General features: G+C 71.7%; 14 protein-coding genes, 1 tRNA gene and 1 other RNA gene. 3 read left to right on the forward strand and 13 right to left on the reverse strand.

Annotated elements, in window-relative coordinates; translation table 11 throughout:
* Positions 1-379 precede the first annotated feature (379 nt).
* Positions 380-1,258, reverse strand: coding sequence for a class I SAM-dependent methyltransferase (locus ABZX96_RS36735; RefSeq protein ID WP_355553587.1), 879 nt, complete (start codon positions 1,256-1,258; stop codon positions 380-382).
* Between the two features lie 68 nt (positions 1,259-1,326).
* On the opposite strand from ABZX96_RS36735, the gene ABZX96_RS36740 reads away from it, so the two are divergent.
* Positions 1,327-3,177 carry a prolyl oligopeptidase family serine peptidase gene (locus ABZX96_RS36740; RefSeq protein ID WP_355553590.1) on the forward strand — a complete coding sequence of 617 codons (1,851 nt, stop codon included), beginning with the start codon at positions 1,327-1,329 and terminating at the stop codon, positions 3,175-3,177.
* A 347-nt stretch (positions 3,178-3,524) separates the two neighbouring features.
* On the opposite strand, the gene ABZX96_RS36745 is transcribed toward ABZX96_RS36740, so the two are convergent.
* The 10 genes from ABZX96_RS36745 to ffs all read right to left on the reverse strand — a co-directional run bounded on the left by ABZX96_RS36745 (position 3,525) and on the right by ffs (position 15,195).
* Positions 3,525-4,481 carry an SURF1 family protein gene (locus tag ABZX96_RS36745; RefSeq protein WP_355553593.1) on the reverse strand — a complete coding sequence of 319 codons (957 nt, stop codon included), beginning with the start codon at positions 4,479-4,481 and terminating at the stop codon, positions 3,525-3,527.
* Between the two features lie 449 nt (positions 4,482-4,930).
* On the reverse strand, positions 4,931-5,989 hold the full coding sequence (locus ABZX96_RS36750; protein WP_355553596.1) for a hypothetical protein: 1,059 nt from the start codon (positions 5,987-5,989) through the stop codon (positions 4,931-4,933).
* The gene (locus tag ABZX96_RS36755) at positions 5,986-6,666 is read right to left on the reverse strand and encodes a SigE family RNA polymerase sigma factor (protein ID WP_355553599.1); all 681 of its coding nucleotides are present in this window, start codon (positions 6,664-6,666) and stop codon (positions 5,986-5,988) included. Before ABZX96_RS36755 ends, ABZX96_RS36750 begins: the two co-directional genes overlap by 4 nt.
* 677 nt (positions 6,667-7,343) lie before the next feature.
* Positions 7,344-8,519, reverse strand: coding sequence for an aspartate-semialdehyde dehydrogenase (locus ABZX96_RS36760; RefSeq protein ID WP_355553602.1), 1,176 nt, complete (start codon positions 8,517-8,519; stop codon positions 7,344-7,346).
* A complete protein-coding gene (locus tag ABZX96_RS36765) occupies positions 8,516-9,787 on the reverse strand; it encodes an aspartate kinase (protein ID WP_355553605.1) in 1,272 nt (423 codons plus the stop codon). The genes ABZX96_RS36760 and ABZX96_RS36765 overlap by 4 nt, the downstream gene beginning before the upstream one ends.
* Positions 9,788-10,332: 545 nt before the next feature.
* Complete coding sequence (locus ABZX96_RS36770; RefSeq protein ID WP_355553608.1) at positions 10,333-10,995, reverse strand: DUF5063 domain-containing protein; 663 nt, start codon at positions 10,993-10,995, stop codon at positions 10,333-10,335.
* Complete coding sequence (gene recR, locus ABZX96_RS36775; protein WP_355553611.1) at positions 10,988-11,587, reverse strand: recombination mediator RecR; 600 nt, start codon at positions 11,585-11,587, stop codon at positions 10,988-10,990. Before recR ends, ABZX96_RS36770 begins: the two co-directional genes overlap by 8 nt.
* A 69-nt stretch (positions 11,588-11,656) precedes the next feature.
* Positions 11,657-12,013, reverse strand: coding sequence for a YbaB/EbfC family nucleoid-associated protein (locus ABZX96_RS36780; protein ID WP_355553614.1), 357 nt, complete (start codon positions 12,011-12,013; stop codon positions 11,657-11,659).
* Positions 12,014-12,520: 507 nt separating this feature from the next.
* A complete protein-coding gene (locus ABZX96_RS36785) occupies positions 12,521-15,055 on the reverse strand; it encodes a DNA polymerase III subunit gamma and tau (protein ID WP_355553616.1) in 2,535 nt (844 codons plus the stop codon).
* Positions 15,056-15,100: 45 nt separating this feature from the next.
* An RNA gene (ffs, locus tag ABZX96_RS36790) (signal recognition particle sRNA small type) lies at positions 15,101-15,195 on the reverse strand.
* A 74-nt stretch (positions 15,196-15,269) separates the two neighbouring features.
* On the opposite strand from ffs, the gene ABZX96_RS36795 reads away from it, so the two are divergent.
* Positions 15,270-15,354 (forward strand) — tRNA-Ser (locus ABZX96_RS36795).
* A 336-nt stretch (positions 15,355-15,690) separates the two neighbouring features.
* Positions 15,691-16,059, forward strand: a complete 369-nt coding sequence (locus ABZX96_RS36800; RefSeq protein ID WP_355553619.1) for a hypothetical protein — start codon at positions 15,691-15,693, stop codon at positions 16,057-16,059.
* 282 nt (positions 16,060-16,341) lie between these two features.
* Here ABZX96_RS36800 and ABZX96_RS36805 read toward each other — a convergent pair whose 3' ends face one another.
* Both ABZX96_RS36805 and ABZX96_RS36810 read right to left on the reverse strand, forming a co-directional pair.
* A complete protein-coding gene (locus ABZX96_RS36805; RefSeq protein ID WP_355553625.1) occupies positions 16,342-16,515 on the reverse strand; it encodes a hypothetical protein in 174 nt (57 codons plus the stop codon).
* 93 nt (positions 16,516-16,608) lie between these two features.
* Positions 16,609-17,199, reverse strand: a complete 591-nt coding sequence (locus tag ABZX96_RS36810; protein WP_355553622.1) for a hypothetical protein — start codon at positions 17,197-17,199, stop codon at positions 16,609-16,611.
* Between the last annotated feature and the right edge of the window lie 171 nt (positions 17,200-17,370).

Genomic DNA, 17,370 nt, shown 5'->3' on the forward strand with positions numbered 1-17,370 from the left:
TATATTACCCCGCCACAACCTATAAAAACACCCCCCCTAAAACACCCTTCCCCACCCCCCGCCTCTCCCTACGGGGGCACCCGGACGCGCGTCCGGGTGCCCGGCGGTTTGCGTGCGGCTGGCTGTTTACGTGCGGCCGGTGGCCGTTGTGCGTGTCCGGCGGGTGGCGTGCGGCTGGCTGTTTGCGTGCGGTCGGTGGCTCCCGTGGGCCCGGCCGTTTCCGTACGGGGGTGGCCGGGCCTACGAGGACGGCCGGCTGTGTACGTGCGGTCGGTGGCCGTTCTGTGCCTGGCAGTTTCCGTGCGGTCGCTGGCTCCCGTGGGCCCGGCCGTTTCCGTGCGGGGACGGCCGGGCTTACGAGGGCGGTCGGGTCCCGGGCTCAGGCCTTGGTGGCCTTGAGGGAGTACATGAGCGGAACGCGGGGCTGGTCGGCGGGCAGCCGGTAGTAGCCGTCGTCCCCGCGCACCATGCTGCCGTACCGCTGGAACAGCGACCTGTCGTGCTCCCGCAGGAACTCGATCCGCAGCCCGGCGGTGGCCAGCGCGGAGATCACGTCGCCGAGCGGGTGCTGCCACTCGACCTTGCGGTTGTGGGTCGTAGCGGCGTCCATGTCGGCGTACGTCCCGGGGAACTCCTCCTCCCAGGCGTCCCGGTTGAAGTAGTCGTACGCGACGCGGCTGCCGGTCCTGTCGTCCAGCGCGTCCGTCACCGGGTGGAACTCGGCGAGGTAGAGGAAGCCGCCGGGCGCGACCAGCGCCGCCGCGGTGTCGGCCCAGCGCTGGATGTCGGGCAGCCAGCACAGCGCACCGATGCCCGTGTAGACGATGTCGTACGAGGGGTCCGGGACGGCTTCCACGGCGTCGTACACGTCGGCCGCCACGAACTGCGCGCGCTCCGGGCCGTAGCCCAGGCTCGCGGCCAGCTTGCGGGCGGCCTCGATCGCGGGGGCGGAGAAGTCCAGTCCCACGACGCGGGCGGCGCCGCGGTGCGCCCAGGACAGGGTGTCCTGGCCGAAGTGGCACTGGAGGTGCAGCAGCGACTTGCCGGTGACGTCGCCGACCTCGGCGGTCTCGAAGTCGCGCAGCACGTCGCGGCGGCGCAGGAAGTCGTCCTGGGCGTAGTAGTCGCTGGCGAGGTGGATGGGCACGCGTTCGTCCCACAGCGCGCGGTTGGCCTCGCGCCAGTCGTCGGGGCGGGCGTGCGGGGACACCTTCTCGGGAGCGTCCGCGGAGGGGGACGAAGGGCTGTGAGCAGGCATCTCGCGAAGTTATCCACAGGCTGACGGCCACGCCAACGAATTTCACCCGGCCGGAGCAAAATGGGCTCATGACCACCGACAAGACCACCACCGGCCCCGCCCACGACGCCTCGGCCGCCCTCCCCGACTGGGAGAAGCGCTTCCGCGCCCCGCGCGTCGGCCTGCCCGACTGGGCCCTGGAAGCCCCCGACCGCTCGCTGTTCGTCTCCAACGCCACGGGCACGTTCGAGCTCTACGCCTGGGACCGCGCGAGCGGCACGCAGCGGCAGGCGACCGACCGCCCGAACGGCACCACGTCCGGCACGCTGACCCCGGACGGCGCGTGGATCTGGTGGTTCTCGGACACCGACGGGGACGAGTTCGGCGTCTGGATGCGGCAGCCCTTCGAGGGCGGACCGGACGAACCGGCCACGCCGGGGCTGGAGCCCTCTTACTCCGCCGGGCTGGCACTGGGGCGGGACGGCACGGCGGTCGTCGGGCGGTCCACGGACGAGGAGGGCTCCACGATCCACGTGGTGCGGCCGGGTGAGCCGCCCGTGGAGATCTACCGGCACCGGGAGTCGGCGGGGGTCGGCGACCTCTCCCACGACGGCACGCTGATCGCCATAGAGCACACCGAGCACGGCGACGCGATGCACTCGGCGATTCGCGTCGTGCGCCCCGACGGGTCGGTGGTCGCGGAGCTGGACGACACCAACGGCGGCACCGAGGAGCTGGGCCTGTCGGTGATGGGCTTCGCGCCGGTGAACGGGGACGCCCGGCTCCTGGTGGGCCACCAGCGGCGCGGTCGCTGGGAGCCGATGATCTGGGACCCGCTGACGGGTGAGGAGACCCCGCTGTCCATCGACCTGCCGGGGGACGTGGGCGCCGACTGGTATCCGGACGGCTCGGCGCTGCTGGTCGAGCACGAGTACCAGGCCCGGAGTGAGCTGTGGCGCTACGAGCCGGCCACCGGCGCGCTGAGCCGCGTCGAGACGCCCTCGGGGACGGTCTCCGGGGCCACCGCCCGGCCGGACGGGACGGTGGAGTTCCTGTGGTCCTCGGCGGCGCAGCCGCCCGAGGTCCGCTCCACCAGCGGCGCGGTGGTGCTCGACCCGCCGGGCATGAAGGCGCCGGGCTCGGTCCCGGTGACGGACGCGTGGGTGGAGGGCCCGGGAGGGCGCGTCCACGCCCTCGTCCAGCGGCCGGAGGGGGAGGGCCCCTTCCCGACCGTCTTCGACATCCACGGCGGCCCCACCTGGCACGACAGCGACGCTTTCGCCTCGGCCCCCGCCGCCTGGGTGGACCACGGTTTCGCGGTCGTCCGGGTCAACTACCGCGGTTCCACCGGGTACGGACGGGAGTGGACGGACGCGCTCAAGCACCGCGTCGGGCTGATCGAGCTGGAGGACATCGCGGCGGTGCGGGAGTGGGCCGTCTCCTCCGGGCTCGCCGACCCGGAACGGCTGGTGCTCTCGGGCGGTTCGTGGGGCGGGTACCTGACGCTGCTCGGGCTCGGTACGCAGCCGGACGCGTGGGCCGTGGGCCTGGCGGCGGTGCCGGTCGCCGACTACGTCACGGCGTACCACGACGAGATGGAAGCCCTGAAGGCGATGGACCGCACGCTGCTGGGCGGCACGCCCGAGGAGGTCCCCGAGCGCTTCGAGGCGTCCTCCCCTCTGACGTACGTGGACGCCGTCCGGGCCCCGGTCTACATCTCCGCCGGGGTCAACGACCCGCGCTGCCCGATCCGCCAGGTGGAGAACTACGTGGCGCGCCTGGAGCGGCGCGACCACCCGCACGAGGTGTACCGCTACGACGCGGGGCACGGCTCCCTGGTGATCGAGGAACGGATCAAGCAGGTCCGTCTGGAGCTGGCCTTCGCGCTCCGGCACCTGGGCATGGGGACGGAGGTGGGGATGGGGGGACGGGGCGACTGAGCAGGTCGCGCACCGCCCGGGGACGGGCGTGCGGCAGGCAGGCGGGCGGTTTCCGGAGGCGCGCTTCCATCGCGAGGTGGCGGGCGTGTCCGGCAGGGCGGGCCTGACGTGGGACGGGGCTTCGAGACGGGCCACGTTTCGAGACGGGCCGCCACCGCCAAGGGGACGCGTCCGGCAGGGCGGTCCCGAGCTGCGGACGGGGTTCCGGCCGGACGGCTTGAGGGGGGAGCGTGATGCGGGAACGGGACGGTCTGTCCTCCGGGGGAGGACGGCCGGGAGGCGGCGCGGTGGCGCCGCCCCTGGGCGGGCGCGGCGGGCCCGGTGGCAGTCACCGGCCCGCCCCTGGCTCACGGCTGCGGGATGCGTGCGGCCGTCTCGCCCGTGCCGTCCGCGCCCTTGCGTGCTTGGGGGGCGCGGGCGTCGGCACCGGGCGTGGTGGCGGAGGCGGGCGCGTCCCCGCCCGTCTCGCCCTCGCGGGCGCCGTTCGCGGTGTCTTCGGACGACGAGGACCTGGGCGAGGCGTCCACCGGCTCCCCGATCCCCAGCGCGGCGTCCTTGGCCGCTTCCGCCTCCCGGCGGAACAGGCGCGCCCACATGAAGACGACGAACCCCGCGAAGACGAACCACTCACCCGTGTAGCCGAGGTTCTGGAACGCCTTGAGGTCCAGGCCGCTGCCCTCCGCCGCGACGGGGGGCACGGCCCGCAGCGGGGCCTGGGCGTCGGTGACGGTGATCCACGCGTCGTAGACGTCGTACGGCACGATGTTGACCAGCGACGCCGCGCTGATCATCCCGAGCTGCCCGGCCGGCAGGCCGCCGGAGGCCTGCGCGCCCTTCGTGCCCTGGTTCTCGGACGCCTGCAGCGCTCCGGTGACCGTCACCTTGCCACCCGGCGGCGCCGGAACCTCGGCCGCGTCCGCGCGCTTGCCCGCGTCGCCGGGAAGCCAGCCCCGTACGACCGGCAGCGCCTTGCCGCCGTCCGTGCGCAGCAGCGTCAGCACGTAGAAACCGTGCTTCCCGTCCAGTTCGCGATCGGGTACGAGCATCTGGTGCCCGGCATCGTACCGCCCGGTCGCGGTGGCCTGACGGCCACTGGTGATCTTGTCGACGGGCAGCAGCGACTCCAGCGGGCGCGCGGGGGCCACCTTCGCCTCGGCGGTCCGGTCCTCCTGCTGGTGGTGCGTATCGACGCGGTCCTCGAAGCGACCGAGCTGCCAGCTGCCCATGAAGACGCAGAAGGGGATCGCCAGCACGGCGAAGACGTTGATTCCCCACCACCGCGGGGTCAGCAGGAATCGATACACGCCCTCAAAGGTACGGGTCCCGGCGCCCGGCCCGTACGGCGGGGCGGCCTCGCGCGTGTGGCCCGCCACCGGCCCGGGCCACGGTGGCGGAGGGCTCGGCCACCCGGGTGGCGGGGGTCGTCGCCTATCGCGCGAGTGGGCGGGAGTACCCACGCCCGGACTCACCCGCGATCCGGGGCGACCCCACCCGGGTTCGTCCGCGCACCGAGGGCGAACCCGCCCGGATTCGTCCGCGACTCGGGTGCCTCATCGTCCGGAATCGCCCACGACCCGAGTACGTCCGCACCCCGGATTCGTCCGCAACCCTGGGGTGCCCTCGCTCGGGTTCGTCCGCGTTCCCGGCTCGTCCCCGCCCGGATTCGTCCGCGATCCGGGCCCTGGCCCTACCGGGTTCGCCCGCGATCCGGGGCCCGGCCCTACCGGATTCATCCGCGATCCGGGGCCCGCCCCTACTGGGCGGGCAGCGCTCCGGTGCGGTACACCGTCCCGGCGCACGCGTCGGTGATCGTGGCGTCCGCCGCAGCGGGCTCACCGGCCTCCGGGGTGTGGCTGAGCACCACGCCGCCGGGTGCCGGGACGTCGCCGGGCGCGCCCTCGTTGCCGCCCGCCTGGTTGCCCTCGGCGTTCGGGGCGACGTCGGCCGAGTTCGTGTCGCTCGGCGTCCCGGCCGGGGCCTCGGAGCTCGGCGTGGGGCTGGGGGAGGTGCCCGGCGTCGCGCAGCCGCCGTCCTCCGGGATCCACGCGAACTTGACCTCGTACGCCTGGCCCGGCTTGAGCACCAGCTCGTCCGGCATCGCGGTCGGGTCCGGCAGCCCGGTCGCCGCGTCGCCCGACGTGTGGTCCACGACATGGACGCGGGAGAGATCCGTACTGCCCTGGGCGAGCGCGCCGACGGTGCCGCCGCCGTCCACCGAACACGTCCGCTGGGAGGTGTTGACCACGCGGAAGGCGCCGTACACCCGGCCTTGCGCGTCCGCCGGGCCGACCGTTCCGCTGCCCCGTCCGAGCTGCCGGCGCACACACGTGGGGGACGTGGCGTCCATGGTTCCGGCCGGGGCGGGCGCGGTGGTCTCCGGGCGGGTCCGGTCGCCGTGCTTCTCCGGGGCCTTGTCCCGCCCCTTGGGTCCGGCACTCTCGGTGGGCTTGCCCGGAACCGGGCCGGAGGTGGGGTGCATGCCCCCGCCCTCGGTGCCCTCGCCGTGCGTGCCGGAAGCGCCGCCGGGGGTGCGCTGGCTGCTGGCCGCGTTGGCGGGATGGTCTCCGGAGCCCCCGTCGAGGTCCACGACGTGCACCATGGCGGGGACGGACATACCGCAGAGGAGGAGGGCCGCGGCCGTGCCCACGAGGGCGTGGCGCCGGCGGCGCCGCCGGGCCGGTACCGCGCGGCGCAGGTGGTCCAGCGCGTCGGGCGCGGGCTCCAGATCGCTCACGGCGGACCGCAGCAGCGCCCTCAGGTCCCGCTCGTCCTGCTCGCCGGGCCCCAGATCATGGTCCTTGTCGGCATTCACGCGGGGGCCTCCATCGCGACGCGGAGCGCCGCTATGCCCCGGGATCCGTACGCCTTCACCGAGCCGAGCGATATCCCCAGCGTCTGGGCGACCTGTGCTTCGGTCATATCGGCGAAATAGCGCAGCACGAGCACCTCACGCTGCCGACGCTGCAACCCACGCATCGCCTTGATCAATTGGTCGCGCTCCAGCTGTTCGTACGCCCCCTCCTCCGCGCTCGCCATGTCGGGCATCGGCTTGGAGAGAAGCTTCAGCCCGAGGATGCGGCGGCGCAGTGCGGAGCGGGAAAGATTGACGACCGTCTGCCGCAGGTAGGCAAGGGTCTTCTCGGGGTCGCGCACCCGCCCCCGCGCGGAGTGGACGCGTATGAACGCCTCCTGTACGACGTCCTCGCAGGAAGCGGTGTCGTCCAGGAGCAGCGCCGCGAGGCCCAGCAGCGAGCGGTAGTGCGCGCGGTAGGTCTCGGTGAGGTGATCGACTGTCGTGCCCGCTGCCATCGCCTCGTCAGTGTCCCCACGCTGTACGGGCACCTGCGCGGGCTGCGCGGCCGGCCACGGAGCGATCACCGGCATACCGCCGGGCGCACGGGAACGACGCGGGCGCGCTGCCGTGCCGCCCGCGTCCGCCGGGGCGATGGCGCGCCCTGGGGCGATCGCGATGCCGAGTACCTCTGCCACGCCTGTTGGACACGCTTCCCCCCAGCAGGGTTGTACGCGCACGGCATCCGCAGTGACACGGCGTCAAATGCCATCATGCGCACCAGTTCTTCCCCAATGCCCCATTTACCGTTGCGCCCTTATGGGGCGGACACGAAGACGCGCCCCGCCCAACTGCCGGTTGCAGGCCGGGAGGTACGCGTAGTCGAACACGTCATCGACCCTGGACGAACAGCGAGGGACGACAATCACTCACAGGACCTTCACATGACCCGCAAAGTATCCCCCAGATCCTTCAAAGGATCAGCCGGATACCGCAGGTAGTCGGCCTGACGTCCGAAAGCCGATCGTCGCGTGCCGATGGGGTGTCAGTCCACAGGTGGGTTGTCAGGCGGCAGGGCGTCAGGAGGTCGGCCGGCCGGATGGGACGCTTTCCTGGGTGGTTGTCCGGGAAGTCGGAAGCGTTCTCCGGAACGCGGGGGGTGGGGCGGCCGGCCTGCCCGCGCGAAACAGGGGAGCCTGCCGCATGTCCGTGCCCGGGGCACGTGCCGTCCTCACCACGCTCCGGAACGGGCCCCCGGCCGGGCCGGCAACCCGCCACCATGCCACCACGCCAAGCCGGACCGAAACCCGCTCCCCCTGCCGAAGCCCCGCCTCCAGCCCCCAGCCCGAGGAACGCCCCGCCCCCGACAGACGGCCTACACAACCCCCGCCAGTTCCCCCGCCACCACCTCGGCGATCTGCGCGGCGTTCAGCGCCGCGCCCTTGCGCAGGTTGTCCCCGCACACGAAGAGTTCCAGCGCCCTGGGGTCGTCCAGCGACCGCCGCACCCGGCCGACCCACGTCGGATCGGTCCCCACCACGTCGGCCGGCGTCGGGAACTCGCCTTCCGCCGGATCGTCGAAGAGCACCACACCCGGCGCCGCCGCCAGGATCTCGTGCGCCCCGGCCACCGTGACCTCGTTCTCGAACCGCGCGTGCACGGTCAGCGAGTGCGTCGTGATCACCGGTACGCGGACGCACGTCGCCGTGACCCGCAGGCCCGGCAGCCCCAGGATCTTGCGGGACTCCTCCCGGACCTTCAGCTCCTCCGAGGACCATCCGCCCTCCCGGAGCGACCCGGCCCACGGCACCACGTTCAGCGCCATCGGCGCCGGGAACGGCCCCAGCGTGTCCCCGACCGCGCGCCGCACATCGCCCGGCGCCGTCCCCAGCTCCGTGCCGACCACCGCCGAGAGCTGCGCCCGCAGCGTGTCGACACCAGCCTGCCCGGCCCCCGAGACCGCCTGGTACGAGGAGACGATCAGCTCGCGCAGCCCGTACTCGGCGTGCAGCGCGCCCACCGCGACGATCATCGACAGCGTCGTGCAGTTGGGGTTGGCGACGATGCCGCGCGGGCGCATGCGCGCCGCGTGCCCGTTGACCTCGGGCACCACGAGCGGCACGTCCGGGTCCATCCGGAAGGCGGCGGAGTCGTCGACGACCACCGCGCCCTTGGCGGCGGCGATCGGCGCCCAGCACGCGGAGACCTCGTCCGGCACGACGAACACCGCGACGTCGATGCCGTCGAAGACTTCCTCGGTCAACGCCAGGACCTCGACCTCCTCGCCGCGCACCGTCAGCTTCCGCCCGGCCGAGACATGAGAATCCCACCCGCTCGAACGCAGCTGAGAGCTTGGATGGGAATCCCACCTGCTCGAACGCAGCTGAGAGCTTGGGGGAGAGGCCACCAGCCGGATCTCGCCCCAGATGTCGGCCCGCTCGGAAAGGATGCCGAGCAGCACGGAGCCCACCGCTCCGGTGGCCCCCACGACCGCCAAATGCGGCTTACGGGCCGCACGGTCACCCGTACGGCCCGTAAAGACCGAGGTCATCGGCCGGTGCCGCCATAGACCACGGCTTCGTCGGTCTCACTGTCGAGGCCGAAGGCACTGTGCACGGCGCGGACGGCCTCGTTGACGTCGTCGGCGCGGGTGACCACCGAGATGCGGATCTCGGAGGTCGAGATGAGCTCGATGTTCACGCCCGCGTTGGACAGCGCCTCGAAGAACGTCGCGGTGACGCCCGGGTTGGTCTTCATCCCGGCGCCGACCAGCGAGATCTTGGCGATCTGGTCGTCGTACCGCAGCGAGTCGAAGCCGACCGAGTCCTTGGTGCGCTCCAGCGCCGCGATGGCCTTGCGGCCCTCGTTCTTGGGCAGCGTGAAGGAGATGTCCGTCAGGCCGGTCGCGGCGGCCGAGACGTTCTGGACGACCATGTCGATGTTGATCTCCGCGTCCGCGATGGCACGGAAGATCGTCGCCGCCTCGCCGGGCTTGTCCGGCACACCGACGACCGTGACCTTCGCCTCGGAGGTGTCGTGCGCGACGCCCGAGATGATTGCCTGCTCCATCGGCTGGTCCCCTTGCGGTTCGTTGCTGACCCAGGTGCCGCGCAGACCCGAGAAGGACGAGCGGACGTGGATCGGGATGTTGTAACGGCGTGCGTACTCCACACAGCGGTGCAGCAGCACCTTGGAACCGGAGCTGGCCAGCTCCAGCATGTCCTCGAACGAGATCCAGTCGATCTTGCGGGCCTTCGGGACGACCCGGGGGTCGGCCGTGAAGACGCCGTCCACGTCGGTGTAGATCTCGCAGACGTCGGCGTTCAGGGCGGCGGCCAGCGCGACGGCGGTGGTGTCCGACCCACCCCGGCCGAGCGTCGTGATGTCCTTCTTGTCCTGGGACACGCCCTGGAATCCGGCGACGATGGCGATGTTGCCCTCGTCCACCGACGTCTGGATGCGGCCCGGCGTGACGTCGATGATCCGCGCCTTGTTGTGCACGGAGTCCGTGATCACACCGGCCTGGCTCCCGGTGAAGGACTGCGCCTCGTGACCGAGGTTTTTGATCGCCATCGCCAGCAGGGCCATGGAGATCCGCTCCCCGGCGGTCAGCAGCATGTCGAACTCGCGCCCCGACGGCATCGGGGACACTTCCTCAGCGAGATCGATCAGCTCGTCCGTCGTGTCGCCCATCGCGGAGACCACGACAACCACCTGGTTGCCGTTCTTCTTGGCCTCGACGACTCGCTTGGCAACGCGCTTGATGCCCTCGGCATCCGCTACGGATGAGCCGCCGTACTTCTGCACGACAAGGCCCACGTGCGCTCCTCGCAACTGTCTCTTCGGGAGTTTCCCCCCGGACCCCCGTCAAGGGGGTACTGGGTCGGCTCAGTCTAACGAGCAGGCGGAATCCGCCCCGCCGATACCAGATGGTGAGACGTGTCGCTCGCATAGTGCGCACGTCCGGGTCAGAGGCCGCGCAACGCTCCCGCGGCTCCGGCCACCGCGGACCGGCACGGCGCCCCGTCGCACCGGCTCGGCGAGCACATGCCCCACTTCCGCCCCGGGCACGCGAGAACGTAAGCCAGGTCACATGGCGCTCATGACGCGCGTGCCGAACCTGCGAGGTGGTGCGCGTACGTATCCATGAGATCGTGCGTACCGAGCATGAGGACCCACGAGGTGGTGCGCGCAGACCCACAGATCGTGCGAACGGACCCACGCCAGGCAAATCAGGGACGAGCCCGTCCCCCCCAAAAAAGCGGATGCCATACGAAGCAGAAGGCCCGCGCACCCGGAAGCGAGCGATCCCACAGATCGCGCACCCGAACACGCAGGCCCGTAAAGATGCTCCTGGGAGCGCCCTACACCCCCCGCAGCCCCAGCGGCCCCGCGATCTCCGCCGCCATCACGCGCCCGGCCTCCTCGGCGAGCTGCTCCTCGTCGGCGACCGCGCCGCTGTCGGTGTCCAGGCCGTCCAGCTCGTCCAGCGGCTGGTCGAGGCGGACGTGGGCGACCAGGGACTGGAGCGCGCGCAGGGCGGCGGAAGCGGTCGGGCCCCAGTTGGAGAGGTAGGAGAACTGCCACCACCACAGGGCCTCGCTGACCCGGCCCGCGCGGTAGTGGGCCAGCCCGTGCCGCAGGTCGGTGACGATGTCCGCCAGGTCGTCGGAGATCCGGCAGGCCACGGGTGCGGAGCGGGGCACGTACGGGTCGAAGACCTCGGAGTAGACGTCCACCGGGTCCAGCAGCGCGGCGAACCGTTCGCGCAGCTCGTCCACGTCCGGCTCGGGACCCACGTCCGGCTCGTACCGCTCGTCGGGAACGATGTCCTCGTGCGCGCCCAGCCGGCCGCCGGTCAGCAGCAGCTGCGAGATCTCCAGCAGCAGGAACGGCACCGCGCTGTCCGGCTCGTCACCCTTCGCGACCTCGGTGACCGCGACGATGAAGCTCTCGATCGAGTCGGAGATCTGTACGGCGAAATCGTCCGGGTCCAGTGACGCGTGGTGCAGCGTGGCGTCAGACATCGAGAAGTCTCCTCCCTTCGAAGGCCCGCCCCAGCGTGACCTCGTCCGCGTACTCCAGATCACCACCAACCGGCAGCCCGCTGGCCAGCCGCGTCACTTTCAGGCCCATCGGCTTGATCATGCGGGCGAGGTACGTGGCCGTGGCCTCGCCCTCCAGATTCGGGTCGGTGGCAAGGATCAACTCGGTGACCGTGCCGTCCGCGAGCCGTGCCAGCAGCTCGCGTATCCGCAGGTCATCGGGGCCGACACCCTCGATCGGGCTGATCGCCCCGCCCAGGACGTGGTAGCGACCGCGGAACTCGCGGGTCCGCTCGATCGCCACCACGTCCTTCGGTTCCTCCACGACGCAGATGACCGCCTGGTCGCGACGCGGGTCCAGGCAGACCCGGCACTGCTCCTCCTGCGCGACATTGCCGCACACCGTGCAGAACCGGACCTTGGCCTTGACCTCCATCAACGCGTTCGCGAGCCGGCGGACGTCGGTGGGCTCGGCCTGAAGGATGTGGAAGGCGATCCGCTGCGCGCTCTTGGGACCGACGCCGGGCAGCCTGCCCAGCTCGTCGATCAGATCCTGAACCACGCCTTCGTACACGGAATGTCTTCTCTCTCTTCAGCCTTTGCCGTACCGGCGCACGCCCTCACACGCGCCGCTGGGCCTCCCTCAGAAGGGGAGGCCGGGGATCCCGCCGCCCAGCCCCTGGGCCAGCGGTCCGAGCTTCTGCTGCTGCAGCTGCGCGGCACTGGCGTTGGCGTCGCGTACGGCGGCAAGCACCAGGTCCGCGAGCGTCTCGGCCGTCTCCTCGGGGGAGGCCGCCTCCGGGTCGACCGCCTTCGGGTCGATGACCAGACCGCGGAGTTCGCCGGCACCGGTCACGGTCGCCTTGACCAGACCACCGCCCGCCGACCCCTCCACGGGCGTCTCGGCCAGCTCCTGCTGGGCCGCCGCGAGGTCCTGCTGCATCTTCTGGGCCTGCTGCAGCAGCTGCTGCATGTTGGGCTGACCACCACCGGGGATCACTGCGTGACTCCTGCCGTACGACAACGATTGATGCGGTAGCCCGAGCCTACGTGTTCCACCCGCGCTACGCCCTACGCCGTAGGGAGGAGCATGGATGTACGGGGTAACCCGGGGCCCTCTGGGGCCTTTGCCCGCTCTTCGGCGGGGTAGTCCTGACGGAAGGCTTCGTTCCGGGGGCGTTCCGGGACGTTCCGGGGCGCTCGTTGTCGTCGTAGTCCTCGTGGCAGGGCGTGCGCCGGACCCCGCGCCGGGGGCGGCCGATCCCGCGAGGCCAGTCGCCTCTCCGAAAGACCGGCCCTGGATCCCGCGAGGCCGTCCCCAGGTCATGTTCGAGACCGGGCGGCGCGCCTCCCCGCCGGACCGGCGGCCCGCACGCCGTACGTTCCCGGCACCCGGCCCGAGGCCGCACCCCAGGCCGATCACCCGGCGCCGCCTGACAGCGGCAGGCCGCCGCCCGTCACCGGCAGGCCGCCGCTCGCGTCACCAACCGCGGCCCGGAGCCCCGCCTCACTCGTTGTTGTACTCCTCCACGACCGTCGCGCCCAGCTCGCGGACGATCAGGTCGTGGCCGCTGAGAGCGGAGTCGACCAGGTCCGGATCGTCCTCGGCCGGCATGTCGTCCTCGATCGAGACGGGTGCCGCTTCGGGCTCTCCGTACGAGCCCCCGGCACCGCCGCCGCCCGCCCCGTACCCCGGAGTGGGCGCAGGAGGAGCGGCCGTGGGGGCCGCCGCCTGCTGTCGCGCGGCACCGCCCTGGCCGCCCGCCGGAGCACCGCCTCCGTACTCGGGAGCGGGGGACGGCGCCGGCGCGGCGTTCCCCGCTCCGAACGCGGCCGGGGGCGCGGCCTGCGGCGCGCCGAACCCGCCGGCAGCCGCGCCGCCCCCGAAGCCACCGCCGCCACGAGGCGCGGCACCACCCGCCGGGCCGCCGCCCGCGCCGCCCGACGGATCGACGATCGCCTCGACCCGCCACTGCACGTTGAACCGCTCCGCCAGCGTCTGCCGCAGCACGTCCTCACTGCCGCCGTTGGCGAAGCTGTCGCGCGCCCCGGCGTTGGGGAAGCCGATCTGGAGCGTGGTCCCGTCGAAGCCTGCGACCTGCGCGTTCTGGCTGAGCAGGATCCAGGTGAAGCGGCGACGGCTCTTCACGGCCTCCAGGATCTCGGGCCACATCTGCCGCACCTGGGCCGCGCCCTGCGCCATCCCGCCGGCCCCGGCACCGACTCCGGCCGCCTGGGGCTGGGGCTGGGGAGCGGCTGCCTGCGGCGCAGGAGCAGCGCCACCGGCCTGCCCCTGCGGAACTCCCTGCCCGGGAGCCGCCGCGGTCGGCCATCCACCGGGCTGCCGCCCAGCGGCGGCGGCGTTCCCGGCACCGGTACCGCCGCCCGCACCGGCAGCGTTTCCGGCACCGGCCCCCGTCGGCCACGCCCCCGGCCGCGCCGCAGCACCGGCACCGCCACCAGGCGCACCCTGCGGCCCCGCCTGCCCGGCGCCACCGCTCGGCGGCCATCCCACGGCGCCGCTCTCCGCCCCCGGAGTCCCGTTCCCGGAGCCGGGCGCCGCCGCCTGGCCCGCCCCGGCAGGCCAGGCCCCGGGCGCCTGCGGCGCGCCCTGACCACTTTGCGGCGCACCGTGACCACTTTGCGGCACGCCCTGCCCCCCGACCGGACCGCTCTGCACACCCGGAGCACCGGCACCACCAGCCCCGTTGCCACCGCTCCCGCCATTGCCGCCGTTCCCGCCCCGGACCGCGGCCCGAGCCGCCGCCGGGCCGCTCGCGGCGGGCGGCACCGGATGCGCGTCCGGCCCCGGCGCGTAGTGCACCGCGGGCTCCGCGGCTGCGGGGCCCGCCATCACCGCACCGGCCGCCGCCCCGGCGAACTGCGCGCCGCGCTCCAGCCGGTCCAGCCGCGCCTGCACCGAGCGCTCGTCGTCGTACGCCGTGGGCAGCAGAACCCGCGCGCAGATCAGCTCCAACTGGAGCCGCGGCGAGGTGGCGCCCCGCATCTCCGTCAGCCCGGCGTTGACCAGGTCGGCGGCCCGCGCCAGCTCCGCGGCCCCGAAGACGGACGCCTGCGCCTGCATCCGCTCCACGACGTCCGCCGGGGCGTCGATCAGCCCCTTCTCCGCGGCGTCCGGCACCGCCGCCAGGATCACCAGGTCACGCAGCCGCTCCAGCAGGTCGGCCACGAACCGCCGCGGGTCGTTCCCGCCCTCGATGACCCGGTCGACGACCTCGAAGGCCGCGGCGCCGTCCCCGGCCGCGAACGCCTCCACGATCGAGTCCAGCAGCGACCCGTCCGTGTACCCGAGCAGGGACGTGGCCATGGCGTACGTCACACCGGCCTCGCCCGCCCCGGCGAGCAACTGGTCCATCACGGACATCGAGTCACGGACGGACCCGGCCCCGGCCCGCACGACCAGCGGCAGCACGCCCTCCTCGACCGGGATCCGCTCCTGTTCACACACCTGCGCCAGGTAGTCGCGCAGCGTCCCGGGAGGCACCAGCCGGAACGGGTAGTGATGCGTACGCGACCGGATCGTCCCGATGACCTTCTCCGGCTCGGTCGTCGCGAAGATGAACTTGAGGTGCTCCGGCGGCTCCTCGACCACCTTCAGCAGGGCGTTGAAACCCGCCGAGGTGACCATGTGGGCCTCGTCGATGATGTAGATCTTGTACCGGCTGCTCGCCGGCCCGAAGAACGCCTTTTCCCGCAGCTCACGGGCGTCGTCCACGCCACCGTGCGAGGCCGCGTCGATCTCGATGACGTCGATGGAGCCACGCCCGTTCCGCGCGAGATCCACACAGCTCTGGCACGTCCCGCACGGGGTGGGAGTGGGACCTTGCTCACAGTTCAGGCACCGGGCCAGGATCCGGGCGCTGGTCGTCTTGCCACAGCCACGCGGCCCACTGAAGAGGTACGCGTGGTTGACCCGGTTGTTCCGCAGGGCCTGCTGGAGCGGATCGGTCACGTGCTCTTGCCCGATGACCTCGGCGAAGGACTCGGGTCGGTAGCGGCGGTACAGCGCAAGGGACGACACCCTTACGACGATATCGGCCCCCACCGACAACCGGCCTCCCCCAACGCAAACGCCCCCCACGCACCCGCCAGAGCCCACTTACCCTTGCTGCCTTCCGGCCCTGGGGGAGTTCGGTGAGATAGCGCCACGTGAGGGGCTGACCCACACCCTACCGGATGGACGCCCCTGCGAACGAGTTCGCGAGCACTCCCCAACGTCTTGTATTGTTTGCGGCGGAGGATTCGCCTAGAGGCCTAGGGCGCACGCTTGGAAAGCGTGTTGGGGGCAACCCCTCACGAGTTCGAATCTCGTATCCTCCGCAGTCCGCTGAACAGCGGAAACGAGGGCCCCGACCGGTTCACCGGTCGGGGCCCTCGTCATGTCGTGGTTGCAGTTTTGGTTGCAGTTGCCGCCTTCGGACCGCAACGGACCGGGACGGACACCCCAGGGCGGGGGCAGCCAACGGCGGTCGTAACGTGTGCTCACGCAAAAGCCCAGCGGTTCGACGCCAGGCCAGCAGCACTACGAGGGGGACGACAGTGGAAGGCACCAACCGCACCTGCGGGCGCCCGACCCGCTCCGGCAAGCCCTGCAAGATCCGCATACACGGATCCGATGTAGCGTGCGGCACACACGCCACTGAGCAGGACCGTGCCGTGGCAGAGGCACATCGACGTGGCTACCGCGAGGGCTACGACGCCGGCCGTGAGAGCGGCGCCCAGTCGTCCAAGCTCAAGATCGAGTGGCTCGAACGCCGGATCAAGGACCTTGAGGGGAAGCTGGACGAGGCGACCCGCATCTTCGAGGTTGACGGCCACCAGGTCGTCGATGTCGGCGGGTATGCGTATCGCTGGCGCGGGAACACGCCCCTCGAAGTCGGCGACCGGGTGCTTCTACCTGAGAACTACGTCAGCCGCATGAGGAGCGGGCCTGGCCCAACGGTGGGCATCGTCAGCCAGCTCGGCAGTACCTACCGTGGGCACATGTCTTTCATCGTCGGACGGGCGCCTGCAGACAGTGCCTGACGCCCCCAGTGCGGGCTGCCAGCGGGCGGCACCCGCCGCTTGTGGGAGGACCCTGTCAGCCACCTACTCAACTTGAGTAGGTGGGGGGAGGCTGACGGCAGGAGAAGCCGCTCATGGCAAGCCGTCGGCCTTGAGGCCATGGCGGACAGACAGGTCACCGACTCACATGAGTCGGTGACCTTGTCGATGGCCTTGGGTGCCGAGCGGCGGCCCCGACGATCCCATGGGGCCGCCGCCAGCATCACGAGCCGAGAGCAGGCTGAGCCCCACCCCCGGTCTTGATCAGCAGCTCCACCTTTCCCACAGCCACATGACCGCCACGGCGGCCAGGCAGCCGACCGCCTTCGCCGCTTCGTTTCCGACGCCGGCCGCGTAGCCGGCCGCGACAGCGGCCACGAACATGTTGAGCCTGGGCGGTCGCTCGCTTCCGGCCAGGAAGACGCGCATACTGGACACGGTTCTTCTCCTCATTCGGTGAGTTGGACCATCCGCCGGAACCCCGAAGATCTGTGGTAGGTGACACGGGGTCCGGCGGAAGCTTTTTGGGTACTACTCGTCCCCGCTCTGTTCCAGCACTGGTGGCTCATCGGACAGTTCGGCGCTGACCACTGCACCGAGCTTCGCCGCGAGTTCGTGGCGCTGCCGGTCCGGCAGGCTGCGGTATGCCCGCCATGCCAGTTCGGCCGGCGAGCTGGGTCGGCGGTCCATGGCGATCCAGGCAAGGAGAAGCGCCTGTTCGTTCGGGGAGAGCTTCTCCACGCGCTCCCATGCTGCTTCGGGATCCGGCTCCTGCAAGATGCGTTCGGGCGCGCGCATCCGCATCTCCGCCACTCCGGACCGTCGCCGCTGCACGCGGGGCGTGCGTCGTACACCAGGCTCCCAGACGGGTTCACCGGTGCGGACAAACCGGGACTCGTGCGGCCTGAGGAGCGCGTCGTCTCGGTTGGTCGCAATCTGCCAGCCAAGCTCCCGCAGGTCTCGCACCCGGCGGTCGATCTGCGCAACGTCAGGGAAGGCCGCCCGCAACTGCTCCCGCGTGAAGACGTTGCCTTCGCCTACCTCACTGACGAGCCACAGAGCAGCCCGGACCATCGTCCCCATCTTCTGGTCGGTCCAGTCGGGCAATTCAGCTTCTGCCATAAACACACCTCCTCCGGCCGCGTCGCGGGCTCAGTAAACCACATCCGGCGAACTAGCGGCGATATTTTCGGCGAACTTAGGCGAGCATTAGGCGCACCTAGGCGGCAGTCGGCCAGCCGCCGCAGACGGCACGCTAAAAACGGAGCGGGGCCTCGACCGATTCGGTCGAGG

Source organism: Streptomyces sp. NPDC003077 (assembly GCF_040611095.1).
In the GTDB taxonomy this organism is placed as follows: Bacteria; Actinomycetota; Actinomycetes; order Streptomycetales; family Streptomycetaceae; genus Streptomyces.